General features: G+C 66.5%; 20 protein-coding genes. 15 read left to right on the top strand and 5 right to left on the bottom strand.

What is annotated here, in order from left to right; all coding sequences use genetic code 11:
• Nucleotide 1: 1 nt before the first annotated feature.
• Nucleotides 2–1,972 (top strand): ATP-dependent helicase, encoded by a 1,971-nt coding sequence (locus AAHE99_RS13695; protein ID WP_342117904.1) that lies wholly within the window; start codon nt 2–4, stop codon nt 1,970–1,972.
• Here the strand turns inward: AAHE99_RS13695 and AAHE99_RS13690 are convergent.
• Nucleotides 1,965–2,447, bottom strand: coding sequence for a CinA family protein (locus AAHE99_RS13690; RefSeq protein ID WP_342117902.1), 483 nt, complete (start codon nt 2,445–2,447; stop codon nt 1,965–1,967). The two genes, AAHE99_RS13695 and AAHE99_RS13690, sit on opposite strands and share 8 nt — an antisense overlap.
• Nucleotides 2,448–2,652: 205 nt before the next feature.
• Here AAHE99_RS13690 and AAHE99_RS13685 point away from each other — a divergent pair, with 205 nt between their 5' ends.
• The 3 genes from AAHE99_RS13685 to AAHE99_RS13675 are packed head-to-tail and all read left to right on the top strand — an operon-like array spanning nt 2,653 to nt 7,831.
• Complete coding sequence (locus AAHE99_RS13685; protein ID WP_342117901.1) at nt 2,653–3,216, top strand: YfiR family protein; 564 nt, start codon at nt 2,653–2,655, stop codon at nt 3,214–3,216.
• Nucleotides 3,213–5,240 carry an ATP-binding protein gene (locus AAHE99_RS13680; protein ID WP_342117900.1) on the top strand — a complete coding sequence of 676 codons (2,028 nt, stop codon included), beginning with the start codon at nt 3,213–3,215 and terminating at the stop codon, nt 5,238–5,240. The genes AAHE99_RS13685 and AAHE99_RS13680 overlap by 4 nt, the downstream gene beginning before the upstream one ends.
• On the top strand, nt 5,237–7,831 hold the full coding sequence (locus tag AAHE99_RS13675) for an EAL domain-containing protein (RefSeq protein WP_342117899.1): 2,595 nt from the start codon (nt 5,237–5,239) through the stop codon (nt 7,829–7,831). Before AAHE99_RS13680 ends, AAHE99_RS13675 begins: the two co-directional genes overlap by 4 nt.
• Nucleotides 7,832–7,942: 111 nt before the next feature.
• On the opposite strand, the gene AAHE99_RS13670 is transcribed toward AAHE99_RS13675, so the two are convergent.
• Nucleotides 7,943–8,335, bottom strand: coding sequence for a DUF3224 domain-containing protein (locus AAHE99_RS13670; protein WP_342117898.1), 393 nt, complete (start codon nt 8,333–8,335; stop codon nt 7,943–7,945).
• 96 nt (nt 8,336–8,431) lie between these two features.
• Between AAHE99_RS13670 and AAHE99_RS13665 the strand changes: the two genes are divergently transcribed.
• The gene (locus AAHE99_RS13665) at nt 8,432–9,262 is read left to right on the top strand and encodes an AraC family transcriptional regulator (protein ID WP_342117897.1); all 831 of its coding nucleotides are present in this window, start codon (nt 8,432–8,434) and stop codon (nt 9,260–9,262) included.
• Here the strand turns inward: AAHE99_RS13665 and thiL are convergent.
• Together thiL and AAHE99_RS13655 are read right to left on the bottom strand one after the other, a co-directional pair.
• Nucleotides 9,252–10,229 (bottom strand): thiamine-phosphate kinase, encoded by a 978-nt coding sequence (gene thiL / locus AAHE99_RS13660; protein WP_342117896.1) that lies wholly within the window; start codon nt 10,227–10,229, stop codon nt 9,252–9,254. The two genes, AAHE99_RS13665 and thiL, sit on opposite strands and share 11 nt — an antisense overlap.
• A gap of 34 nt (nt 10,230–10,263) precedes the next feature.
• The gene (locus AAHE99_RS13655; protein WP_342117895.1) at nt 10,264–10,431 is read right to left on the bottom strand and encodes a hypothetical protein; all 168 of its coding nucleotides are present in this window, start codon (nt 10,429–10,431) and stop codon (nt 10,264–10,266) included.
• 322 nt (nt 10,432–10,753) lie between these two features.
• Here AAHE99_RS13655 and AAHE99_RS13650 point away from each other — a divergent pair, with 322 nt between their 5' ends.
• From AAHE99_RS13650 to AAHE99_RS13625, 6 genes are all read left to right on the top strand, one after another.
• A complete protein-coding gene (locus tag AAHE99_RS13650; protein ID WP_342117894.1) occupies nt 10,754–13,069 on the top strand; it encodes an NADP-dependent malic enzyme in 2,316 nt (771 codons plus the stop codon).
• A gap of 13 nt (nt 13,070–13,082) precedes the next feature.
• Complete coding sequence (locus AAHE99_RS13645) at nt 13,083–13,535, top strand: DUF2214 family protein (protein WP_342117893.1); 453 nt, start codon at nt 13,083–13,085, stop codon at nt 13,533–13,535.
• Nucleotides 13,536–13,651: 116 nt separating this feature from the next.
• Nucleotides 13,652–14,695 (top strand): GDP-mannose 4,6-dehydratase, encoded by a 1,044-nt coding sequence (gene gmd / locus AAHE99_RS13640; protein WP_342117892.1) that lies wholly within the window; start codon nt 13,652–13,654, stop codon nt 14,693–14,695.
• On the top strand, nt 14,695–15,633 hold the full coding sequence (locus AAHE99_RS13635; RefSeq protein WP_342117891.1) for an NAD-dependent epimerase/dehydratase family protein: 939 nt from the start codon (nt 14,695–14,697) through the stop codon (nt 15,631–15,633). Before gmd ends, AAHE99_RS13635 begins: the two co-directional genes overlap by 1 nt.
• A complete protein-coding gene (locus AAHE99_RS13630; protein ID WP_342117890.1) occupies nt 15,630–16,751 on the top strand; it encodes a glycosyltransferase family 4 protein in 1,122 nt (373 codons plus the stop codon). Before AAHE99_RS13635 ends, AAHE99_RS13630 begins: the two co-directional genes overlap by 4 nt.
• Nucleotides 16,752–16,758: 7 nt before the next feature.
• The gene (locus AAHE99_RS13625) at nt 16,759–17,871 is read left to right on the top strand and encodes a glycosyltransferase family 4 protein (RefSeq protein ID WP_342117889.1); all 1,113 of its coding nucleotides are present in this window, start codon (nt 16,759–16,761) and stop codon (nt 17,869–17,871) included.
• A 3-nt stretch (nt 17,872–17,874) separates the two neighbouring features.
• Here AAHE99_RS13625 and AAHE99_RS13620 read toward each other — a convergent pair whose 3' ends face one another.
• On the bottom strand, nt 17,875–19,728 hold the full coding sequence (locus AAHE99_RS13620) for a DUF3857 domain-containing transglutaminase family protein (RefSeq protein WP_342117888.1): 1,854 nt from the start codon (nt 19,726–19,728) through the stop codon (nt 17,875–17,877).
• A gap of 179 nt (nt 19,729–19,907) precedes the next feature.
• On the opposite strand from AAHE99_RS13620, the gene AAHE99_RS13615 reads away from it, so the two are divergent.
• The 4 genes from AAHE99_RS13615 to AAHE99_RS13600 form a co-directional block, all read left to right on the top strand.
• Nucleotides 19,908–21,470 (top strand): NAD(P)/FAD-dependent oxidoreductase, encoded by a 1,563-nt coding sequence (locus AAHE99_RS13615; RefSeq protein WP_342117887.1) that lies wholly within the window; start codon nt 19,908–19,910, stop codon nt 21,468–21,470.
• Nucleotides 21,471–23,408 (top strand): hypothetical protein, encoded by a 1,938-nt coding sequence (locus tag AAHE99_RS13610; RefSeq protein WP_342117886.1) that lies wholly within the window; start codon nt 21,471–21,473, stop codon nt 23,406–23,408.
• Nucleotides 23,409–23,418: 10 nt separating this feature from the next.
• Entirely contained in the window at nt 23,419–23,850 is a 432-nt protein-coding gene (locus AAHE99_RS13605; protein WP_342117885.1) for a GtrA family protein, read from the top strand.
• A gap of 2 nt (nt 23,851–23,852) precedes the next feature.
• A partial coding sequence (locus tag AAHE99_RS13600) for a hypothetical protein (protein ID WP_342117884.1) occupies nt 23,853–25,184 on the top strand: 1,332 nt, incomplete at its 3' end.

The following is a 25,184-nucleotide window of genomic DNA, read 5'->3' as shown; positions in this document are numbered from 1 at the left end:
CATGCGAGTTTCACCATCCAGCGAGCAGGAAGCGATCCTGAAATCCCGCGCCCAGACCTTGATGATCGAGGCGCGCGCCGGGACTGGCAAGACTACCACGCTGGCCATGCTGGCGGCACAGGAACCGGGAGTTGTCCTGGGTTTGTGCTTTTCGGAAGGTGCGCGCCTGCGCTTCTACGAAAAGCTGGCGCTGGAATGCCCCGGCCGCAAGGTGCAGGTGCTGACGGTGGAGGCCCTGGCGCGTTCCCAGCTGACCCGTATCGCGGAACATGGCAACTGGCTCGACCTGCCGGAGCGCTGGTCCAGCCTGGAGCAGATGCGGCCGATGCTGATCGCCGCCGCCAACGCGGTGTGGCAGCGCCACGAGGGCCGCTACACGGAATTCGATTTCGACTTCGAGCGCAGCACGCAGCGGGTGGAAATGATGCTGCAATTGCTGGCGCAGATGAAGGCGACCCTGGCCACCTTGCGCTTCGAGGACGAAGTCTTCGACGATTTCACCTTCGATGAATTGTGCAGCCAGTTCGAGCTGGACGACCGCGAGATCGTGGAAATCTTCCACGAGTTCGAACGCCGCCGCCAGCCGCAGGCGGGCCATATCCTGTGGCAGGCGCCGGTCGATTATGCGACCGACTTGGTGTCCATCCTGCGCCGCTTCCCCGAGGCGGTGCACGATATGCCGCAGGCCAACCTGCTGCTGGTGGATGAATGGCATGACGTGAACGCGGCCGAATTCGAGCTGCTGCAAATGTTCCGCCGCAATGCGCGGCTGGTGGTGGTGGGCGACCGCCACCAGGTCATCAACGCCGAACGCGGCGCCGATCCGCGCTTCTCGGGCGGCGGCTTCGAGCTGGCCTTCCCCGATGCCGAACGCCTGCCGCTGTCGCAGTCGCGCCGCTGCGGCGTGTCGCTGAAAAAGCTGCTGGAGCGCGCGCTGCCCAAGTGCGGCTTCGAGTCGCACCCGGACACCTACTCCGAAGTGCGCCACGTGGAATACGATCCCGCCGACGCGCAGGCCTGCGCCCGCGCCGTGGTCGAGCGCGCGCAGCAGCTGGCCAAAGGGCCGGACCTGGCCATCATCCTGCGCGAGGTGGACCAGAGCGTGGAAATTGAAAACGCGCTGCTGGACGCCGGCCTGCCCTACCAGTGCGACGGTTTCGACTCCTACCTGAAGCGCCCGGAAATCATGGCCCTGCGCGCCTTGCTGCACGTGGCCAGCGGCGACTACAGCACGCTGAAGGCCGACAAGGAAAGCTGCGAGCTGATGGTCGATGGCCTGCAAACCTATTTCGCCGTTTCCGGCGAGCGCCGCGACTATGAGTCCAGCCACGACCTGTACGGCTCGGGCGACGCCTATAAACAACAGAAAGAAGCCGTGGTGCGCGACCCGGAAACGCTGGAATTCATGTTCAGCGGCCTGCTATGCGCGGAGCAGTCCTACGACAACGGCGCCACGCGGCGCTGGAAGCAGCGCCTGGCCGCCGTGCTGGCGGAAATGAAGGCGCAGGCGCCAACGGCCAGCGCCGCGCAGCTGCTGCAACTGGCCAGCACCGGCCTGGACCTGCCGGCCGCCACCCGCCGCACCTTCGTCAACCGCGCCCATGCCGATTCGGTGCTGCGCACCCTGCGTGCCTTCCTCGACTTCGCCCAGCGCCAGGGCGATGCCAAGGCGCCGGCCTTCCTCGAGGAGCTGCGCCGCCGCCAGGTGGCGACGCGCGGCAAGAGCAGCGCACGCGGCGCCAGCAAGGCGCTGGCGCTGGCGACCGTGCAATCGGCCAAGGGCAGGGAATGGCAGCAGGTGCTGCTGCCGTATATGGAAGAAGGCCAGTTCCCGCGCGTGACGCGCAATGCGGAGGAATTCGCCGAGGAGCGGCGCTACCTGTACGTGGCGATCAGCCGCGCCATCGCGGGGCTGACCCTGTTCGAGCCGGACGCTGCGCACGCGGCGCAGCGCAGCCGCCTGCTTAATTAATAAAGCGCAGCAGGCCTTTCAGCGCGTGTTCGATGGTCTGCTGGCGCACCGCGTGGCGGTCGCCCGAGAACACCAGGCGCTCGGTGTGCACGGTGTCCGCATTGGCCCAGCCAAAACAGACGGTGCCGACCGGCTTGCCCGGCACCGCGCCGGTAGGGCCGGCGATGCCGGTCACGGAAATCGCCACATGGGCGTTGCTGCCGCCGACGGCGCCCTGCGCCATGGCGGCCGCCACTTCTTCGCTGACGGAGCCGAATTGCGCCATCATGGCGGCCGACACGTCCAGCATCTCGGTCTTGGAGGCGTTCGAATAGCACACGAAGCCGCAATCGAACCAGCCGGTGGAGCCTGCGATCTCGGTGATGGCGGTGGAGATGCCGCCACCGGTGCATGATTCTGCGGTTGCCAACAGCAAGCCTTTGTCCTGCAGGGCCTTACCCACCTGGGTGGCCAATTCGTTGATATCGGTACTCACTTGTGGCTCCTTTTGCAAACAAAAGCGGTTGACCCCATTCTAGCGCGCTGCTGTGCCAATTGACCACGCTGCAGCGCAATAATGTGGCATCACAATTAACTTGCAAGCCGGGGAGGGCTTGCGTGGTGCGGTAAATCAAGAATTGCGCCACTTTTTTCGGCTCAGCGATAGAATTGCCCAAGTCCCCTGTTCGCGAGGCATGGTGGTGAGGACTCTCCAAGGAAGATGTCCCGGTATCTGGCTGGTAGTGCTGCTGGCAGCGCTATGGCCCCTGTTTGCCCAGGCCCAGTCCAACAGCACGCTGGAGCGCCAGGTCAAGGCGGCCTACCTGTATAAATTCGCCGGCTTTGTGGAATGGCCGGAAGGCAGCTTCACCCGTCCCGATAGCGCGGTGGTGATCGGCGTGGCCGGCGCTGACGCGCTGGCCGAGCAGCTGGAACAGACCGTGGCGGGACATACCGCCAACGGCCGCCCGCTGCAGGTGCGGCGCATCCGCAAGGGCGACAGCCTGGCCGGGGTGCATATGCTGTTCGTGGCCTCGCAGGATAAGGGGCTGGCGCAGGAGCTGCTGGCCGCCAGCCGCGGCCAGCCGGTGCTGACCGTGACGGATGCCGATGAAACCTTCGGCCTTGGCAGCATGATCAATTTCGTCATTGCCGATGAACGGCTGCGCTTCGAGGTGTCCCTCAAGCCTGCCGCGGTATCGCGCCTGAAGATCAGCGCGCGCATGCTGTCGGCGGCGTACCGCGTGCAGCAGGTGGCAGGATGAATACCCGGCGCCGCTCCCTGCCGCAAAAACTGCTTGGCGTAGTCATGCTGGTCACGCTGGCGGCGCTGCTGGTGTCGCTGGGCACCATCCTGGCCTACGACTTGCGCGCCTACCACCAGTCGCTCAATTCCGACATGACCACCCAGGCCGAGCTGCTGGGGCATATGAGCGCACCGGCGCTGACCTTCGACGACCCGCGCCTGGCCAAGGAAAACCTGGCGCTGCTGCGCCTGCGGCCCAAGGTCAATGCCGGCGCGATCTATAACGCGCGCGGCCAGCTGTTCGCCACTTATGTGGCGCCGGGCCTGGATATCAATGTGCCGCGCACGCCAATGGCCGATGGCGTGGTGTTCGCTGACGGGAAAATGCTGCTGTTCCGGCGCATCCGCGATAACGGCGAGCTGCTGGGCACCGTCTACCTGCAGGCTGAGTACGAAATCCTCAGCCGTTTCGCCGACTATGTGCTGATCGGGATCATCGCCACCTTCCTGGCGATGGGCATCGCCTACCTGCTGATGCGGCCTCTGAACAAGGTGGTGACGCAGCCGGTGCTGGCCATTGCCGACGTGGCGCGCGAGGTGGTGGAGACGGGCGACTATTCGCGCCGTGCGGCCGGCACCAGCAACGACGAAGTGGCGGAGCTGGCGACCTCCTTCAACAAAATGCTGAGCGTGATCGAGAGCCGCACGCGCGAGCTGGAAACCTCCAACAGCGAGATTGCGCGCGAATCCGAACAGCGCAGCAAGGCGCAGCAGGAAGTCATGCGCCTGAACGAGGAGCTGGAAGAGCGCGTGCATGAACGCACCCTGCAGCTGGAGCAGGCCAACAGCGAGCTGGCCATGGCGATGGAGGAGGCCAAGAGCGCCAATCAGGCCAAGTCGGCCTTCCTGTCTTCCATGAGCCACGAGCTGCGCACGCCGCTCAACGCCATCCTCGGCTTCGCGCAAATCCTGACCTCCGAGAAGCTGCCGTCGACGCTGGTGCAAAAGCGCGAGTTCGCCAACCATATCCTGAAGTCGGGCCGCCACCTGCTTACCCTGATCAACGAGATCCTCGACTTGGCCAAGATCGAGTCGGGCGCGGTGGCGCTGTCGCTGGAACCGGTGGCGCTCAATGAAATCCTGCAGGAGTGCGAAAGCATGGTGGCGCCGCTGGCCGGCAACCGCGGCATCCGCCTGCTGTTCCCCGACAACTGCGCGGCCCATGTCACGGCCGACCGCACGCGCCTGAAGCAGATCCTGCTTAACCTGCTGTCCAATGCCATCAAGTACAACCGCGACGGTGGCGCCGTGGTGGTCGATTGCAGCCCGAGCGGCCCAGGCCTGGTGCGGGCATCGGTGCAGGACACCGGCATGGGCCTGAAGCCGGAGCAGATCAAGCAGCTGTTCCAGCCGTTTAACCGGCTGGGGCAGGAAAGCGGCGCGGAAGAGGGCACCGGTATCGGCCTGGTGGTGACCAAGCGCCTGGTGGAGCTGATGGGCGGCACCATCGGCGTCACCAGCAGCCAGGGCGTGGGCAGCATGTTCTGGATCGAACTGCAATCGACCGAGCCGACGCCGTCGCGCATCAGCCCGAACACCGAGCGCCCGGCCGAGCGCCACCACCATGTGGCGGGCGAGCCGGCCACCGTGCTGTATGTGGAAGACAACCCGGCCAACCTGAAGCTGGTGGAAGAGATCATCAGTTTCCGCCCCGACCTGAAGCTGATTTCGGCGCCGGACGGCCACCTCGGCATCGAGCTGGCGCGCGCCCACCAGCCGGACATCATCCTGATGGACATCAACCTGCCGGGATTGAACGGCATCGACGCGGTCAAGCTGCTGCACACCGATCCGCGCACCGCCCACATCCCGGTTATCGCCCTGACCGCCAACGCCATGCCGCGCGATGTTGAAAAAGGCCTGGCGGCCGGCTTCTTCCGCTACCTGATCAAGCCCATCAACATCGATGAGTTTACGGAAGCGATCAACAGCACCATGGCCTTCCTGGCGCGCAGGGAGGAGGAAGGGAGTACGTCCAAGTGATCAGCAAAGACGATATCCTGAACGCCAACATCCTGATCGTGGATGACCAGCCGGTCAATGTGCAGCTGCTGGAATACCTGCTGCAAACCAGCGGCTATGTGCAGGTCAGCTCCACCACGGATCCGCGCGTGGTGGCGCCCTGGCACGAAGAACACCGCTATGACCTGATCATCCTCGACCTGCACATGCCGGGCATGAGCGGCTTCGATGTGATGGAGGCCTTGAAGCCGCTGGAGCCGGAATATCTGCCGGTGCTGGTGGTGACGGCGCAGCCGGACCAGAAGCTGTCGGCGCTGGACGCCGGCGCGCGCGACTTTGTCAGCAAGCCCTTCGATCCGGTGGAAGTGCTGACGCGCATCCACAATATGCTGGAAGTGCGGCTGCTGCACCGCCAGGCGCGCGACTACAACGAGGTGCTGGAGGCCACCGTGCGTGCCCGCACCGCAGACCTGCAGCGCTTTCGCAGCGCGATGGACGCCACCGCCGACGCCATCTTCCTGATCGACACCGACACCCTGGCCCTGGTCGATGCCAGCGAGGGCGCCGGCCGCATGCTGGGCTACCCGCGCGCGCAGCTGCTGGCGCAGGAGCCGGCCCACCTTGGCCTGGGCGGGCGCGACGCCCTGGCGCAGCAGGCCGACCTGGCCGGACGGGCTGCCTCATCGCCGCACCGCGCGCCGGAACTGGACGAATCGGAACTGCTGCGCAGCGATGGCGCGGCGGTGCCGGTGGAGGTCTACTGGCAGCTGCAAAGCGAAGGCGAGTCGGCGCACCGCACCCTGATCTGCGTGGCGCGCGACATCTCCGAGCGCCGGCAGGCGGAGGAGCGCATGCGCCACATGGCGCACTACGACGCGCTGACCGGGCTGCCCAACCGTACGCTGTTCTTCCAGACGCTGGGCGAATCGATCGAACTGGCGCAGGACAAGGAATGGCGCATCGTGGTGCTGTTCATCGGCCTGGACCGCTTCCGCAAGGTGAACGATTCCATGGGCGCGGCCATGGGCGATCGCCTGCTGCATGAATTCAGCAACCGCCTGGTGCAGTGCGTGCGCCTGCGCGATACGGTGGGGCGGCTGGGCGGCGACGAGTTCGCGCTGATCCTGACCATGACGCGCGACCAGCAGGATGCCGTACTGGTGGCGAACGAGGTGCGCGAAGCCTTGCGCAATCCCTTCGAGCTGGAAGACCACCAGGCCACGCTGACCGCTTCCATCGGCATCGCCATGTACCCGGATGACGCCAACGACCCGGAAACCCTGGTCAAGTATGCCAATACCGCGATGGAGCGCGCCAAGGAGGCCGGCGGCGACGGCTACCGCTTCTTCACCGCCGGCATGAACGTGCAGGTGCTGGCGCGGCTGGACCTGGAAATGGCGCTGCGCCGCGCGCTGGAAAACAATGAGCTGGAACTGCACTACCAGCCCAAGGTCAACCTGACCACCGGCCGCATCAGCGGCGCCGAGGCGCTGCTGCGCTGGAACCGGCCGGGCTACGGGCTGGTGTATCCGGCCGAATTTGTCGGCGTGCTGGAAGATACCGGCCTGATTGTGCGGGTCGGCAGCTGGATCATCGAGACCGCTTGCCGCCAGATCGCGGCGTGGCTGCGCACCTCGGTGGGCGGGGTGCACGTGGCGGTCAACGTCTCCAGCCGCCAGTTCGTCGAGGGCGACCTGGAAAATGAGGTCAAGCAGGCGCTGGAACGGCACAAGGTGCCGCCGGAATTACTGGAGCTGGAGCTGACGGAAACGGCCCTGATGTCGAATGCCGAGCGCACCATCCAGGTGCTGACGGCATTGAAGGAGCTTGGCATCAAGGTGGCGATCGACGATTTCGGCACCGGCTATTCTTCGCTGGCTTATTTGCAGCGCTTCCCGATCGACAAGCTGAAGATCGACATCGCCTTCGTGCGCGACATCACCACCAATCCCAACGACGCGGCGATTGCGCTGGCCATCATCAGCATGGCGCACAGCCTCAAGCTGCGCGTGATTGCCGAGGGCGTCGAGACGCGGCCGCAGCTGGAATACCTGCGGCGCAACCGCTGCGATGAAATCCAGGGCTACTTCTTCTCGCGTCCGCTGGCTGCGGCCGAAATGGGCGCGCTGGCCGAATCGGGCAAGGCGCTGCCGCCCGACCCGAACGTCGCCGCCGAACCGCCGCAAACCTTGCTGCTGGTGGATGACGACGTCAATGTGCTGTCGTCGCTGCACCGGCTGTTCCGGCGCGACGGCTACCGGATATTGACGGCGGTGTCGCCGGCTGAAGGCTTCGACCTGCTGGCGCTGTATCCGGTGCAGGTGATCGTGTGCGACCAGCGCATGCCTATCCTATCCGGCACCGAGTTCCTGTCCAAGGTGAAGGAGATGTATCCGGACACCATCCGCATCATCCTGTCCGGCTATACGGGGCTGGAGGCGGTGCTGGACTCGATCAACCGCGGCGCGATCTACCGCTTCTACACCAAGCCCTGGGACGACACCCAGCTGCGCGACAACATCCGCCTGGCCTTCCACCACTACTGGCTGATGCACGGCAGCGGCCGCCGCGCCGGCGAACCGGGCGAAGACCACACCGCCCTGACCGGTTAAAAAAAAAGCCGCCCACGCGCAGAGGGGGGCGGCATAAGGCATTCATTGGGAGTTGGTAATGAATGTGGGACAGGGCGCATCATAGATGGCCCTTGTTACCGCCTGATGACATCATTTGGCCGCTGCGGGCAGGCTGTAGCTGAAGGTGTAGCGGTGCTGGCCGCCGGTGATGTCGATGCTCATCGTGCCTTGCAGGCCGGTGAGCTCGCCGCTGGCGGAGTCGGGCACCACGGTGACGGTCAGCGTCGGCGTGCCTTTATCCATCAGGCCTGAGTGTTGCAGGAAGAAGCTGCCGCTGCGGCCTTCCAGCGTGGCTTTGACTTTTTCCAGCGCGACGTAGCCGGCGGAGCCTTTTACCGCCGTGCGGACGGCGAGCATTTCGCCGCGGCTGGTGCCTTGCAGCGCGCCGTGGAATGTCTTCTCGATGCTGTGCCGGCCCCAGGGCTGGCCTTCCACCGCTGGCTGCGGCGTCAGTTTGACGTCGAAGCTGCCTTCGATTTTCATGGGTTTGTCTCCTGCGTGCGCCGCGGTTGCGGCCAGCGCAAATAATAATGGGATCAGTGTTTTCATGTTGTCCATTGTGTTAGATTTCCGGGCCTGATGATTGGAAAAACGCGACAAATTGACGCCGCTCCGCGCGGTATCCTGGTGCCAGCCTTCGCTGCCGGCGCTTTCCATCATGAGCGGATTGCGCCGTGCGCGGCGCTCGCTGGGCTGGTGGAGCATTACTGGTTCGTGGGATGGGATATGCAGGGGCAAGCGCCGCAGCTGCAGGAGACCTTGCCGCACCCGAATGTGCATCTGGTGGTTGAGCAGGATACGGATGGGGTGTATGGCGTCCATACGGCGCGCTATACGAAGGTGCTGGCGGGGCAGGGTTTTGCATTTGGGGTCAAGTTCCGCCCGGGCGGCTTCCGGCCCTTCCTCGGGCGCGCTGTCGCCGGGATCGCGGACCAGCGGGTGGCGCTGACGGAGCTGTTCGGCGCGGCGGGGGAGGATCTGGTGCGCCAGTTGCGTGCGTGCGGGGGCGCGCCGGCCACGCGGCCGGGGGCGCTGGCGGCAGTGGCGGAGGCCTTCCTGCTGGCGCGGCTGCCGCAGCCGGATGCGGAGGCGGAACGGGCGGCGGCGCTAGTGGCGGCGATTGCGGGCGATCCGGCGCTGCTGACAGTGGAGGCGCTGGCGGCGCAATCGGGCATGAATAAGCGCGCCTTGCAGCGGCTATTCCAGCAATATGTGGGCGTGGGTCCGAAATGGGTCATCAAGCGCTACCGCATGCACGAAGCGGTGGCGCAGCTGCAAGCCGGCGCTGCGCCGGAGCTGGCGCAACTGGCGCTGGGCCTGGGCTACTTCGACCAGGCCCATTTCATCCGCGAATTCACCGCGCTGGTCGGCAAGCCGCCCGGCGAGTACCGGCGCGGCCTTACTGGCTGAAGTGGTCGAAGCTCGCCAGGTCGAGCGCAAGCGGGGCGCCCTGGGCATCGGTCCAGCGCAGGCCCGCCTCGGCATCGATCCGGCCGATGCGGGTGACTGGCGTGCCGCTTTCAGCCGCCGCTGCGCGGATCGCAGCGTGGGCGGCGGCCGGCGCGGTGAAGCAGATTTCATAATCGTCGCCACCGGCAGCGGTGAAGGCGCGGCGCAGCGCGAGCGGCTGGGTGGCCAGCACCGGGCCGGCCGGCAGCGCGTCCACATCCAGCGTGGCACCGACGCCCGAACGCGCCAGAATGTGGCCCAGATCGCCCACCAGGCCGTCGGAAATGTCGATGGCGGCGTGGGCCAGGCCGCGCTCGGCCAGCAGCACGCCCAGCGCCACGCGCGGCGTCGGCATATGCATGCGGGTGCCGGCGGCAGCCAGTTCGGCGGCGCCCAGCGGCGTGCGCAGCGCAGGTTCGTGAAGGTAGCCAGCCAGCGCCAGGCGCGCATCGCCCAGCGTGCCGGACACCCATACCTCATCGCCCGCGCGGGCAGCGCTGCGGCGCAGGGCGCGGCCGGGAGCGACTTCGCCAAACACGGTGATGCAGATATTCAGCGGGCCCTTGGTGGTGTCGCCTCCGATCAGCTCGCAGCCATGCGCATCGGCCAGCGCGAACAGCCCGCGCGAAAAGCCTTCGAGCCAGGCGCGGTCGGCGGCCGGCAAAGCCAGTGCCAGCGTAAAAGCCACCGGGCGCGCGCCCATGGCGGCCAGGTCGGACAGGTTGACGGCGAGGCTCTTGTGCCCGAGGCGCTGGGCATCTTCGCCAGCAAAGAAGTGCCGGCCCTCGACCAGCATGTCGGAAGAAATGGCAGTCTGCATCCCCGGAGACGGGGTCAGCAAGGCGCAGTCGTCGCCGATGCCAAGGGTCGCGCGGCCCGGAACGGGGCGCACGAAGTATTGTTTGATCAGGTCGAATTCGGAAAGCATCCCGCCATTCTAGCGGGGCCGGCCGGGATCGACCTTATTCGTGATTGCGCAGGTAGACCCAGGTGCCGCCGGAAGCCAGCGCCGCCATGGCAAGCATGACAACGTAGCTGGAGTCTTGCGGGGTGAAGAACAGTGCGGCGACGCTCGCGGGGAACAGGACGCCGGACATGCGGGACCAGGAGTGCCAGAGTGCGTGGCGCATGGTATTTTCCTTCCGTAAAGTACCAATAAACTCAGTCTAGGAACAGAAATGCTATATGTAAAGTTGTTATCGACGAATATTCCAACTATTTGAGGTTTGGCGCAACAAGATTTTATGGTTTCGTGCCGCAAGTCAGCATTGTCGTCCCGGTGACAGAGTGTGGCGGTGGAAAATTGCGTTTCTGTAGGGCAATTGATGCTCCCCCGGAAGCCCGGCACACCGACGAAAATTCGGCATTCGTGAAAATACCTAGGTTTGCGTATGCTTTTCGTCTGCTAGAATCGAAGGCTTACGGACAGCACAAGAGAAGGGGCAGTACAGCATGGATTCCGGATCCGACAAGAAAGAAGAACTTCGCCAACAACTCCGCGCCGCAGCACTTGAGTACCATGAGTGCCCTAAACCCGGCAAAATCAGCGTCACCCCCACCAAGCAACTGACCAACCAGCGCGACCTGGCCCTGGCCTACTCGCCGGGCGTGGCTGCACCATGCGAAGAGATCGTCGTCGATCCCGCCAACTCTTATAAGTACACTGCACGCGGCAACCTGGTCGCCGTGATCTCCAACGGCACCGCCGTCCTCGGCCTCGGCAATATCGGCGCGCTGGCGTCCAAGCCGGTGATGGAAGGCAAGGGCGTGCTGTTCAAGAAATTCGCCGGCGTCGACGTGTTCGACATCGAAATCAACGAGAACGACCCGGACAAGCTGGTCGACATCATCGCTTCCCTGGAACCGACTTTCGGCGGCATCAACCTGGAAGACATCAAGGCCCCTGAGTGCTTCTACATCGAGCGCAAGCTGCGCGAGAAGATGAAGATCCCGGTCTTCCACGACGACCAGCACGGCACCGCGATCATCGTCGGCGCGGCCATCCTGAACGGCCTGAAATACATCGGCAAGGACATCAAGAACGTCAAGCTGGTGGTGTCCGGCGCGGGCGCGGCGGCGCTGGCCTGCCTGGACCTGATCGTCGACCTCGGCTTCCCGATCGAAAACATCCTGGTCACCGACCTGGCCGGCGTGGTCTACAAGGGCCGCACCGAGCTGATGGACCCGGACAAGGAGCGCTTCGCGCGCGACACCCCGCACCGCACCCTGAACGAATGCATCGACGGCGCCGACATCTTCCTCGGCCTGTCGGCCGGCGGCGTGCTGAAGCAGGACATGGTCAAGCGCATGGCGCCCAACCCGCTGATCCTGGCGCTGGCCAACCCGAACCCGGAGATCCTGCCGGAAGACGTGAAAGCCGTGCGCGGCGACGCCATCATCTGCACCGGCCGTTCGGACTACCCGAACCAGGTCAACAACGTGCTGTGCTTCCCGTACATCTTCCGCGGCGCGCTCGACAGCGGCGCCTCCACCATCACGCGTGAAATGGAAATCGCCGTGGTGCACGCGATTGCCGACCTGGCGCACGCCGAACAGTCGGACATCGTCGCCACCACCTACGGCATCGCCAACCTGGCCTTCGGCCCGGAATACCTGATCCCGATGCCGTTCGACCCGCGCCTCTTGACCAAGATCGCGCCGGCCGTGGCCAAAGCGGCGGAAGACTCCGGCGTGGCCACCCGTCCGATCAAGGACCTGGAAGCCTACGCCGACAGCCTGCAGCAATTCGTCTACCGTTCCGGCACCTTCATGAAGCCGGTGTTCTCGGTGGCCAAGAAGACTCCGCCGGAAATGAAGCGCATCGTCTACGCCGAAGGCGAAGAAGAGCGCGTACTGCGCGCGGTGCAGGTGGTGGTCGACGAGAAGCTGGCGCGCCCGATCCTGGTCGGCCGTCCGGCCGTGCTGGATGCGCGCGTGCAGAAATTCGGCCTGCGCCTGAAGCAGGGCGTCGACTACGACGTGATCAACCCGGACTTCGACGAGCGTTACCGCGAGTACTGGCACGCCTACTACGAGCTGACCGCACGCAAGGGCGTGACGCAGGAATACGCCAAGCTGGAAATGCGCCGCCGCCATTCGCTGATCGGCGCCATGATGATCAAGAAGGGCGATGCCGACGGCATGATCTGCGGCACCTTCGGCACCACCGACCTGCACCTGAAGTACATCGACCAGGTGCTGGGCCGGCGCCCGGGCGCCTGCGTCTACGCCGCCATGAATATCCTGGTGCTGCCTGAGCGCCAGCTGGCCATGGTCGACACCCACGTCAACGAAAACCCGAACGCCAACGAAGTCGCAGCCATCACCATCATGGCGGCGGAAGAGATGAAGCGTTTCGGCCTGGTGCCGCGTGCGGCCCTGCTGTCGCATTCGAACTTCGGTTCCTCCAACAGCGAATCGGCGCAGAAGATGCGCGCCGCGCTGGAGCTGGTGCGCCAGCGCGCGCCCGACCTGGAAGTGGACGGCGAAATGCACGGCGACACCGCGCTGGACTCCAAGTTCCGCAACAAGCTGATGCCGGGCACCACCCTGAAGCAGGACGCCAACCTGCTGGTGATGCCGAACATCGACGCCGCCAACATCGCCTACAACCTGGTCAAGACCGCGGCCGGCAACGGCATCGCGATCGGCCCGATCCTGCTGGGCTGCGCCGCACCGGTGCACATCCTGACCCCGTCCGCCACCGTGCGCCGCATCGTCAACATGACGGCGCTGTGCGTGGTGGATGCCGTGTCGGAACGCGCGTAAGGGGAGGCCGGCCATGGTCGACCTGCTGCTCGCGTACCTGCATCACCTGCTGGCCTTCGGCATGGCCGCCGCCATCACCGCCCAGCTGGTGCTGGTGCGGCCGGGCATGCAGCCGCCGGCCGTGCAACTGGCCGCCAAATACGATATCGCGCTGGGCATCATGGCCATGTCGCTGCTGGCGATCGGCTTCCTGCGCGTGTTCTTCGGCGCCAAGGGCTCGGAATACTACTTCCATAACCATGTGTTCTGGACCAAGGTGGTGCTGTACGGCGCCATCGGCCTGCTGTCGGTCAAGCCGACCCGCGCCTTCCTGCGCTGGCGCAAGGCGCAGGCGGCCGACGCCGGCTTCGCCCCGGAAGAGGTGGAAGTGCGCGCCATCCGCAAGGCGCTGATGATCGAAATCCACGTCTTCGCCCTGCTGCCGCTGGCCGCCGCCGCCATGGCGCGCGGCTACGGCTACGTCTAAAAAGTTTCCACGTAACAAGATGTAACACATGTAATGCCCCTGCTGCCCGAAGCGGGCGGCAGGGGCCCCTCTGTTACAATACTTCGTTTGAAAAATGATGCTGTTTGGATAAGACAATGCAAACCACGAAACGCGCCCTGATCACGGGCATCACCGGCCAGGACGGCGCCTATCTTGCACAGCTGCTGCTGGAAAAGGGTTACCAAGTCACCGGCACCTTCCGCCGTACCAGCTCCGTCAATTTCTGGCGCATCGAAGAACTGGGCATCCAGAACCACCCGAACCTGAAGCTGGTCGAGTTCGACCTGACCGACCTGGGCTGCATCCTGCGCCTGCTCCAGCAGGGCAACTTCGACGAGGTCTACAACCTGGCGGCGCAATCGTTCGTCGGCGTGTCCTTCGAGCAGCCGGTCACCACCGGCGAGATCACCGGCATCGGCGTGACCAACCTGCTGGAAGCGATCCGCATCGTCAATCCCAAGATCCGCTTCTACCAGGCCTCCACTTCCGAAATGTTCGGCAAGGTGCAAGCCATCCCGCAGCAGGAAGACACCCCGTTCTACCCGCGCAGCCCGTACGGCGTGGCCAAGCTGTACGCGCACTGGATGACCGTCAACTACCGCGAGTCCTACGGCATGTTTGCCTCCTCCGGCATCCTGTTCAACCACGAGTCCCCGCTGCGCGGCCGCGAATTCGTGACCCGCAAGATCACCGACTCCGTCGCCAAGATCAAGCTGGGCAAGCTGGACGTGCTGGAACTGGGCAATATGGACGCCAAGCGCGACTGGGGCTTCGCCAAGGAATACGTGGAAGGCATGTGGCGCATGCTGCAGGCCGATAAGCCGGACACCTATGTGCTGGCCACCAACCGTACCGAAACCGTGCGCGATTTCGTCACCATGGCCTTCAAGGCCGCCGGCATCGCCATCGAATGGCAGGGCAGCGCCGAGAACGAGACCGGCCACGACGCCGCTTCCGGCAAGGTGCTGGTGCGCGTATCGCCGAAGTTCTACCGTCCGGCCGAAGTGGACCTGCTGATCGGCAACCCGGCCAAGGCCCTGAAGGACCTGGGCTGGGAGCCTAAGACCTCGCTGGAAGAACTGTGCCAGATGATGGTCGAAGCCGATATGCGCCGCAACACCGCCGGCGTTTCGCTCTGATGGCGCATAGCCTGGCATTGCTGTCGCCGGTCCGCGAAGGCGCGGGCAAGCGCGCGCTGGTGACGGGCCTGCACGGCTTCACCGGCCATTACGTGCTGGCCGAGCTGTCGGCGGCCGGCTACGAGGTGGTCGGCACCGCAGCGCCGGGCCACGCGCATGCCATGGCGGGCGCGCGCACCATCGAAGTCGACCTGACCGACCGGATGGCCGTCGCCGCCGCCGTGCGCGAGGTGCAGCCGGACGTGGTGGTGCACCTGGCGGCCATCGCCTTCGTGCAGCACAGCGATGTCGAGCAAATCTACAAAGTGAACGTGGTGGCCACGCGCCACCTGCTGGAAGCCCTGGCCGCGCTGGAGAAGAAACCGTCCGCCGTGCTGCTGGCCTCCAGCGCGAATATCTACGGCAATTCCGAGCTCGAAGTGCTGCACGAAGACGTGCCGCCGGCGCCGGCCAACGACTACGCCGTCTCCAAGCTGGCCATGGAATACGCGGCGCGGCTGTGGATGGACAAGCTGCCCATCATCATGGTGCGCCCGTTCAACTACACCGGCGTCGGCCAGGCCGAGAACTTCCTGCTGCCGAAGATCGTGTCGCACTTCCGCCGCCGGGCCAAGGACATCGAGCTGGGCAACCTGCACGTGTGGCGCGATTTTTCCGACGTGCGCGTGGTGGCTGCGGCCTACCGCCAGCTGCTGGCGGCGGCGCCGGCCGGCGGCGTGTTCAACGTCAGCTCCGGCAAGGCTTACTCGCTGGGCGAGGCGCTGCGCATGATGGAGGAAATCGCCGGCTACCAGATCAATGTCCACGTCAACCCGGCCTTCGTGCGCGCCAATGAAGTGGTGCGCCTGACCGGCGACAACCGCCGCCTGGCCGGCGTGGTGGGCGCCATCGACCCGCTCCCCCTGGAGCAGACCTTGCGGTGGATGTACGAGGCGTGAGCGCGCTGCGCGTTGGCCTGTCCACCACGACGACTGAACCCGGACTGACCGGCGGCCGCCTGGATGGAATCGGCGTCTACAGCAAAGCCCTGCTGGGCGCCCTGCCCAGCGCGGGCGTGGCGGTGCAGCCTTACTCCTTCGGCGCGGCCAGCGCGCTGAGCGTCGGCCGGCGCATGCCGCTGCCCTTCCCCCTGTCCACGCTGCGCGACCTGGCCACGCCGGGTTTCGTGCGGCAGGGCATGGATGTGGATATCTTCCACGCCACCGACTACCGCATCATCCGCATGGACAAGCCGGTGGTCGCCACGCTGCACGACGCGCTGCCGATCGCCTATCCGCAGTGGTGCAACCCGAAACAGCGCCAGTTGAAGAACTGGCTGCAGGTCAAGGCGGCGCGCAAGGCCGACCATGTGATCGCCGTCTCGCAATTCGCGGTGGCGGAGCTGGTGCAGTGCTTCGGCGTCGACGAGCGCCGCATCAGCGTGGTGCACAACGGGGTCGACGAGGAATGGCTGCAGCCGCCCGCGCCGGACGCCATGGCCGCCACGCTGGCGCGCCACGGCCTGCGCCAGGGCTATTATCTGTTTGTCGGCACGCTGCAGCCGCGCAAGAACGTCGAGCGCATCCTGCAGGCCTACCTCGGCCTGCCCGCCGTGATCCGCGCCGCGCGCCAGCTGGCGGTGGTCGGCGCGCCGGGCTGGCGCAGCGAAGACTTGCAGCGCCAGTTGCGCGCCGCCGCCGAACGCGGCGAGAACGTGCGCTGGCTGGACCGCCTGACCGACGAGGAGGAACTGCGCCAGCTGTACGCCGGCGCCGGCGCCCTGGTCTTCCCTTCGCTGTACGAAGGCTTCGGCATCCCCATCGTGGAAGCTTTTGCCTCGCGCGTGCCGGTCATCGCCGGCAACGCCACCTCGCTGCCGGAAGTGTGCGGCGGCGCGGCGCTGGAAGTCGACCCGCTGTCGGTGCAGGACATCGGCGCCGCCATGCTCGACATCGTGCGCGACGACGCCCTGCGTGCGCGCTGCATCGCCGCCGGCGAACGGCGCGCCGTGCAGCTGACCTGGCGCGAAACGGCGCGCAAGACCGCCGCCGTGTATAAAACCATTTTGAAGCAGTAGATCCACCATGCGCGTGCTCCATTTTTACAAGACTTACTACCCGGATTCCTGGGGCGGCATCGAACAGGTGATCCGCCAGATGTGCGTGGGCACCGGGCGCCTGGGCGTAACCAATGAAGTGCTGACCCTGACCCGCAGCGGTGGCGCAGCCACCATCGAGATCGAGGGCCACACCGTGCACCGCGTGCCGCTGGACTTCGAGATCGCCTCCAACGCCTTCTCGTTCTCCGCCATCCGCAAGCTGGCGCGCCTGGCGCGCGAGGCGGACGTGATCCACTACCACTTCCCGTGGCCGTTCATGGACCTGGCGCATTTCATGGCGCGCGTGGACAAGCCGAGCGTGGTGACCTACCACTCCGACATCGTGCGCCAAAAGGCCCTGCTGCGCGTGTACACCCCGCTCAAGCGCCGCTTCCTGCGCGACGTCGACGCCATCGTGGCCACCTCGCCCAACTATTTCGCCTCGTCCGAAGTGCTGGGCCGCTACCGCGACAAGGTCAGCACCATCCCCTTCGGCCTGGACCGCTCGACCTATATCGAGCCGCGCGCGGAAGTGATGGAGAAATGGCGCGCGCGCACCAACGGCGAGCGCTTCTTCCTGTTCGTCGGCGTGCTGCGCTACTACAAGGGCCTGCACATCCTGCTCGACGCCGTGGCCAAGACCGACTACCCGGTGGTGATCGTCGGCGCCGGCCCGATCGAGCAGGAGCTGAAAGCCCACGCCGAGCGCCTCGGCCTGCACCATGTGCAGTTTGTCGGCGCGGTGGACGAGGAAGACAAGGTGGCCCTGCTCAAGCTGTGCTACGCCATGGCGTTCCCCTCGCACCTGCGTTCGGAAGCTTTCGGCATCTCGCTGCTGGAAGGGGCCATGTACGGCAAGCCGATGATCTCGAGCGAGATCGGCACCGGCACCACCTACATCAATATCGACAACGAAACCGGCCTGGTGGTGCCGCCCAGCGATCCGGACGCTTTTGAACAAGCCATGCGCACGCTGTGGGACAACCCGCAGCTGGCGGCCGACATGGGCCGCCGCGCCGAAGCGCGCTACTGGGAGCTGTTCACGGCCGAGAAAATGGCCGAGAACTACGCCGCCCTGTACCGCAAGCTGCTGGCCTGAGGCTCAAGACTTCTTCTGCAGGATGAACTGCGCGCGCAGGTCGCGCACGATGCGCCGCACGTCGGCCTGCGCGCCGTTGAAATCGTCCACCGTGCAGCTTGGGCCGCCGGCCTTTTCCAGCTTCAGGCTGCGCGTGATGCGGATGCCGCTATCGCGCCGCTCGTAGCGCGCGCGGTAGTGCAGCAGGGGACCGTCGATGGTCACATCGTCCGGCATCGCCAGCAGGGTCGCACCGCTCGGGAAGCGGTAGTCGGCCTGCTCTTCGAAATCGGCGCGGTGGCAGACGAAGGGCTGGGTGCGTTTGTTTTCCGCCGCAAAGCCCCACAGGCCGCCGCCGATCACCGTTTCCAGGCCGGTCACGGCGGTAATGCCCACCGTGCCGGGCAGGTAGGTCAGGTTTTCCGCCTTGCCGGAATAGGAGTAGCTGTATTCGGGCGCGCTGCCATCCAGCTGGCCCAGCTCGATGCTGCCGCTGCCTTGCATGCCGGCGCCCTTCAGTAATTCCTCGATGATGCGCTTGCGGTCTTCTTCGCGCCAGCGCGCGTGGTTGTAGCGGACCGGCTCGGCGTACGAGCCGAGGTCGCGCCGGGTGAAGGTGAAGCTGGCGCCGCCGTCGGCGTCGATCGTCACCTGGTAGCGGTTGCGGACGCCGTTGTGCTGGCTGGCCGGGGTGCGCGCCAGGACGCCGCTGCGCGTCAGCAGCACCTGCTTGCCCAGCTCATTGTCCGGCAGGAAGCCGCCGGCCACGCTGTCGGCGGTGGAGTCGAGGTACAGGTCCAGGCTCGGGATGTAGTTGATGGCGTGGTTGAAGACGCCCAGGCTGGCCACCGGCGACAGGCGGAAGGCCTGGTTGGCCGGGATCAGCACCGGGGTCGACTCGATGCCCACCGCGCGCAGCAGGGCTTCCATCAGGGCGGTGTGGTCCTTGCAGTCGCCGTAGCGGTTGGCCAGCACGCTGTCGGCGCTGTGCGGCACCACGCCGCCGTTGCCGATGTAGACCGCGACGTAGCGGATATTCTTGCGCACCCACTCGTTGATGGCGATGGCGCGCGCCCGTTCGTCCTCGATGCCGGCGGTGATGTCCTGCGCCTTGGCGCTGATTTCCGGCGTCACCACGGCGGCCGGCGCGGCCTTGCTGTCGTAGGCCTTGGCCAGCGTGGCGTAATCCTTCATGGTCGACACCACCAGGTGGCGGCCGTAATCCCAGTAGGCCACGGAGCCGGCTTCGGGACGGGCGTTGGGCGAGGGCGTGTAGTCCCAGCGGTACACCGTGCGCCCGCCGGCGCTGTGCGGCGCCCGGGCCGCGAAGCCGTCCGCCTCCACATACAGCGGCATGTCCTGCGGCAGGTCGTAGGTCAGCGTGAATTCCTCGGTCGGCATGAAGTAGGGCGAGCTGACGTCGGCGAAGTGGCCCTCGAACAGCGCGGTCTTGCGGGTGCGGCGCGTCTTGACATACAGCTTGTCGCCGATGCCGGTGTCGGAAAAGATCACCACCTTGACCTGCATGTCCTGGAACATGGGCGCGCCGCGGTAGGCCGGTTCCTGCTGCAGCTTGATCTGCTCCGGCGTGACCGCGATGCGGCGGCCGTCCGGCTTCTCGGTGTAGGCTTCGACGATGTCGAGCAGCTCGTGGGTGGCGTTGAAGCTGTAGCTGCGCTGGCCTGACGACTGCAGCGCGCGCTGGTCGTTGAGGCGGGTCAGGTGTTCGGTGGTGGCGACAAAGCTGCCGTCCTTTTGCACCACGATGTGCTGTGCTTCGCGCAGCAGGGTGATCGAGCGGTCGGTGCCGTCGTCGTTGGCGCGGGCGGGCCCGTGCAGCAGGGCGCCGAGCAGCAGGGCAAGCAGGGTGGGGCGCATTGTCGTTGGGAAAAATAGTGATTCTCCGCTTTTGCTTGTATATTTGTCAATGCTGGTTCCACGCCACATTTTCCGCACAGTTATCGCTTTTTTAATTTCCACACGGTAAAATTCTGGGCGGCTGCTGCCTGTTAACCGGGCAGCGGCTTTTATTATTTAAGTTACGTGAGGAATCGATCATGGGGCAGCAACAGGCGGTGATTATTGGCGCAGGTCCGGCCGGGTTGACGGCAGCGCTTGAGCTGATCCGCACCACCAACATCCGCCCCATCGTGCTGGAAGCCAGCAGCGAGGTCGGCGGTATTTCGCGCACGGTGTGCCACAACGGCAACCGCATGGACCTGGGCGGCCACCGCTTCTTTTCCAAGTCCGACTGGGTCATGAACTGGTGGCAGGAAATCCTGCCGATCGATGCCGCCGCCGAGTCCTCGCTCAAGCTGACCTACCAGAACAAGCAGACCTCGGTGCAGGTGGCGGGCAATGCGCTGGAAAGCGACGACGACCGCCGCATGCTGGTGCGTTCGCGCCTGTCGCGCATTTTCTTCCTGCGCCGCTTCTTCGATTACCCGATCAAGATGAATGCCGCCACCGCCAGCAAGCTGGGGCTGTGGCGCCTGACCAAGGTGGCGCTGACCTACGGCTGGATCACGCTGTTCCCGCGCACCCCGGAGAAGAACCTGGAAGACTTCATGATCAACCGCTTCGGCCGCGAGTTGTATGAAACCTTCTTCAAGGATTACACCCACAAGGTGTGGGGCATCCCGTGCGACCAGATCAGCGCCGACTGGGGCGCCCAGCGCATCAAGGGCCTGAACATCAGCAAGGCGCTGTGGCACGCGCTCAAGCAAGTCTTCAAGAGCAAGGGCGGGGTGGCGCAAAAGGGCACCGAGACCAGCCTGATCGAACAGTTCCTGTATCCGAAATTCGGCCCCGGCCAGATGTGGCAGGAAGTGGCGCGCATGGTGACCGAGGGCGGCGGCGAAATCCGCTACCAGCAGGCGGTGACGGGCGTCGAGACCCGCGACGGCAAGGTGGTGGCGGTGCGCGGCACCGACCACGCCAGCGGCCAGCCGTTCCGCCTGGAATGCAGCCATGCCATCTCGACCATGCCGGTGCGTGAGCTGATCAAGGGCATGGACCAGGTGCCGCCGGAAGTGCGCCAGGTGGCCGACGGCCTGATGTACCGCGACTTCCTGACCGTGGGCCTGCTGGTGCGCAAGGCCGACGTGCTGAGCACCGGCGGCCAGGCCCTGCCCGACAACTGGATCTACATCCAGGAAAAGGATGTGCGCATCGGCCGCCTGCAGATCTTCAACAACTGGAGCCCGCACCTGGTGCAGGACGAGGACACCATGTGGCTGGGCCTGGAGTACTTCTGCAACGAGGACGACGACCTGTGGCGCATGGACGATGCGGCCATGATCGCGTTCGGCGCCGCCGAGCTGCACAAGATCGGCATGCTGAACAACACCAATGTGCTGGACGGCACGGTGGTGCGCGTGCCGAAAGCCTACCCGGCCTACTTCGGCAGCTACGCGCAGTTCGACGTGGTGCGCCGCTACACCGACACCATCAGCAACCTGTTCCTGGTGGGCCGCAACGGCATGCACCGCTACAACAACCAGGACCATTCGATGCTGACCGCCAAGCTGGCGGTGGAGGCGATCGCCAGCGGCGCCACCTCCAAGGACCAGCTGTGGGACGTCAACATCGATGACGAGTACCACGAAGAGAAGAAATAAATGACGCAGACGCTCGCCCGCCAGCCGCAAGCGGCGCCGCCGCCGGCGCCGCACGCCTGGGACCACCGCCTGCCCTGGCTGCTGCTGTTGCTGGTCGGCGCCTGGCTGCTGTCCAAGCCGTGGATCGGCCTGCGCGGCGACGCCGCGCTGTACGCCGTGCAGGCGCTGCAGCTGCTGCACCCGGAGGCGTATAAGAAGGACCTGTTTTTCCTGTTCGGCTCGCAGAGCTCGTTCACCCTGTTCAGCCCGCTGTATGCCAAGGCCATCGCGGCCCTGGGCCTGGAACGCGCCGCCATCCTGGTGCAGGTGCTGGGCAACCTGCTGTGGCTGGCGGGCGCCGCCGCCCTGTTGCGCTGCTGCCTGCGCGGCTACCATTTCTGGCTCGGCCTGCTCCTGCTGGTGATGCTGCCGTCCGACTACGGCCCCACGCCGCAAGTGTTCATGCTGGCCGACGGCTTGCCGACGCCGCGCCTGCTGGCCGAGGGGCTGTCGATGGGGGCGCTGGCGCTGGCCCTGCGCGGCCGCTGGGCCTGGGGCGGCGCGCTGCTGCTGCTGGCCGGCCTGCTGCATCCGCTGATGGCGCACGGCGCCTTGCTGGTGGGCGTGCTGTACCTGGCCTGGGGCCGCTGGCGCCTGGCGGCGGCCCTGGCCGTGGCCGGCGCGGCGCTGCTGCTGCTGGCGGCGCTGCGCGGCATCGCGCCGTTCCACGGCCTGCTGCAGACGATGGACGCGGCCTGGCTGGACAAGCTGGCGTGGATGGCGCCGATGGTGAGCTGGGACGCCTGGCATGCCGGCGAATGGGTGGGCCGCACGCTGATGGCGCTGACCCTGGTGCTGGCCGCCGCCGGCCTGGCCGACGGCGCCCGCACGCGCTTCTTCGGCAGCGTGGCGCTGGCCGCGGTGCTGGGCGTGCTGGCCAGCTGGATCGGCAGCGGCCTGCTGCACAATGTGCTGCTGATCCAGGTCCAGCCCTGGCGCGTGCTGTGGCTGATGCATCTGGCCGCCGCCGTGGCGCTGGCCTGGCTGCTGGCGGCCTTCTGGCAGCGCGGCCGGGTGTTCCGCCTGCTGCTGGTGGCGCTGATGGTCGCGCAGCTGAACCGCGATACGTTTGGCGGCTTCCTGGCGCCGCTGGCGGCCTGGGGCCTGTACTGGCAAGTGCGCCGCCCACGCCCGCTGGACCTGCCGCTGCGCACCTACCGCCTGGCGCTGGGCGGCCTGGCTGCGATCGGCAGCATCTGGCTGCTGCAGTGGCTGGACGAGGCGGTGCGCAGCTATGCCGGCCCCTATGGCTCCGAACTGGGCCTGCATATCTGGCTGGCGCTGCGCGCCGGCTGGGGCGCCGCGCTGGGCGCCGGGGTGCTGTGGTGCCTGTGGCGCTGGAGCGCCCGCCCGCAGCGCGCGGCGCGCGTGCTGGCGGCCGGCCTGGTGCTGGCCATGCTGCTGGCCAGCCTGCTGTGGTTCACGCAGCGCGCCGCCGCCTCCCGCCATTTGTCGCCGGCCATGCAGCAGGCGGTGCAGCAGCACTTCGGGCCGCTGGTGCCGGAATCGGCCGTGGTCTATTGGGGCAACGACGTGCGCGCCAGCTGGTTTGTCCTGGGGCGTTCCAACTACGCCTCGTCGGCCCAGGTCTCGGGCGCCGTCTTCAACCGCGGCACGGCGCTGGAAGGCGCACGCCGCCTGGCCCTGCTGCGCCAGCTGGGCATGGCCGACGGCGTGCGCGAGCACGACGATACGCGCCGGCGCCTGCAGCTGGCGCGCCTGCCGCAAGCGGGCGCGGCCGGGCTGGCGGCGCTGTGCGCCGACCGCGCGCTGGATTTTGTCGTGCTGGCCGAGCCGTTCGGCAGCGGCGTGGTGGCGCAGCTGACCGACAGCGAACGCGACGTTACCTTCTACCTGCACGATTGCGCGCTGCAGCGGGCCAGCCTGGCGTCGCATTGAGGAAAGCCCCATGTTCAAGACACTCCTGGGTACCCAGCAAAGTTCCAGCGGCGCGGTGCAGTTCATCCGCTACGTCTTCGTCGGCGGCGCCGCGTTCGGCGTCGACTACCTGGCGCTGTTCCTGCTCGCGCATTTCCTTGGCCTGCATTACCTGCTGGCGGCCAGCCTGTCCTACCTGCTCGGCATGGTGGTCAATTACCTGATCTCGGTGCGCTGGGTGTTTGATTTCCGCCGCGTGCGGCAATGGGAGCGCGAGTTCGCCATCTTCTTCCTGATCGGGATCGCCGGCCTGATCCTCAACGGCCTGGCCATCTCGCTGCTGGTGGAAGCGGCCGGCGCGCCGTATATGGTGGCCAAGCTGATCGCGGCGACCGCCATCCTGTTCTTCAATTTCGGTGCGCGCAAGGCCCTGCTGTTCTCGGCCGCCCGCCGCGGGGCCTGAGCATGCGCCTGCGCGCGGCCGCGGCCAGCCTGGTGCTGCTGGCGCTCTGGCTGCTGACCCACCCGTGGGAAGGACTGTGGCACGACGCCCGCCTGTATGCGGTGCAAGCCTTGCGCCGCCTGGCGCCGGCCCAGTTCGCCGGCGACCTGTTCTTCCTGTACGGTTCGCAGGACGCGTTCACGCTCTTCAGTCCGCTGTATGCCGCCGCCATCCAGGCCATGGGCCTGGAGCGCGCCGCCGTGCTGCTGCAGGGCATGGGCAGCCTGCTGTGGGTTGGCGGCGCCGCCTTCCTGCTGGCGGCGTTCCTGCGCGGGCTGCCGCTGTGGCTGGGCCTGGCGCTGGTGATGGCGCTGCCGGCCGACTACGGGCCGCTGCCGGCCATGTTCCAGATCGGCGAGCCGTTCCTGACGCCGCGCCTGTTTGCCGAAGCGCTGGGCATGCTGGCCATGCGCTACGCGCTGCGCGGACGCTGGCTGCCGGCGGCGCTGGCGCTGCTGCTGGCGGCCGCCATGCATCCGCTGATGGCGGCCGGGGTGGCGCTGTTCTGCTTGCTATGCCTGGCCGAGGGCCGGCGCCGCGCCATGCTGCTGGCGCTGCTGCTGGCGGGCAGCGCGGCCGTGCTGGCGCTGGCCTGGCGCGGCATCGCGCCGTTCAGCCGCCTGCTGCTGGCCATGGACGATGCCTGGTTCGCGCAAGTGGTGGCGATGACGCCGGTGGTGACCTGGGACGGCTGGCGCCTGGCAGAATGGGGCGGCCGCGCGGCGCAGGCGTTCAGCCTGGTGGGCGTGGCCGCCGTGCTGGCCAGCGGCACGGCGGCGCGCCTGTTCCGTGGCGCGGCGCTGGCCGCCGCGCTCGGATTGCTGGCCACCTGGGCCGGCACCGGCCTGCTGCACAACCAGCTGCTGATGCAGGCGCAGCCGTGGCGCGCCTGGTGGCTGCTGCAGCTGGCCACGGCGCCGGCGCTGGTCTGGCTGTGGCGCGCGTACTGGCCGCGCGGGCGCGTGTTCCGCCTGCTGCTGCTGGCCCTGTGCGTCGCCATCCTGACCCGCAATAGCTTTGGCGGCCCGCTGGCGATGCTGGCCGCAGCGCTGCTGTGGCAGCAGGCGCGCTGCGCGCAGCCGTTCGAGCTGGCGCCGCGCGCCTACCGCCTGGCGCTGGGCTTGCTGGCCGTGCTGACCCTGGGGGTGGCGCGCGAAATCGAAGGCGGACCGGCCCTGACCGGCATCTTCCTGCCGGATGTGCCGCTGGCCAGCGGCGACACCTTGTGGCTCTTCATCTGGCTCAAGCGCGGCGTCGCCGATGGAAACCGTGGCCCCCAGCGCCGACAGGCCGCT

The sequence above is a fragment of the Pseudoduganella sp. OTU4001 genome, from assembly GCF_038440195.1.
Classification (GTDB): Bacteria; Pseudomonadota; Gammaproteobacteria; order Burkholderiales; family Burkholderiaceae_D; genus Rugamonas.
The sequence above is the reverse complement of the archived record's forward strand: the minus strand, read 5'-3'. Positions and strand labels throughout refer to the sequence as shown.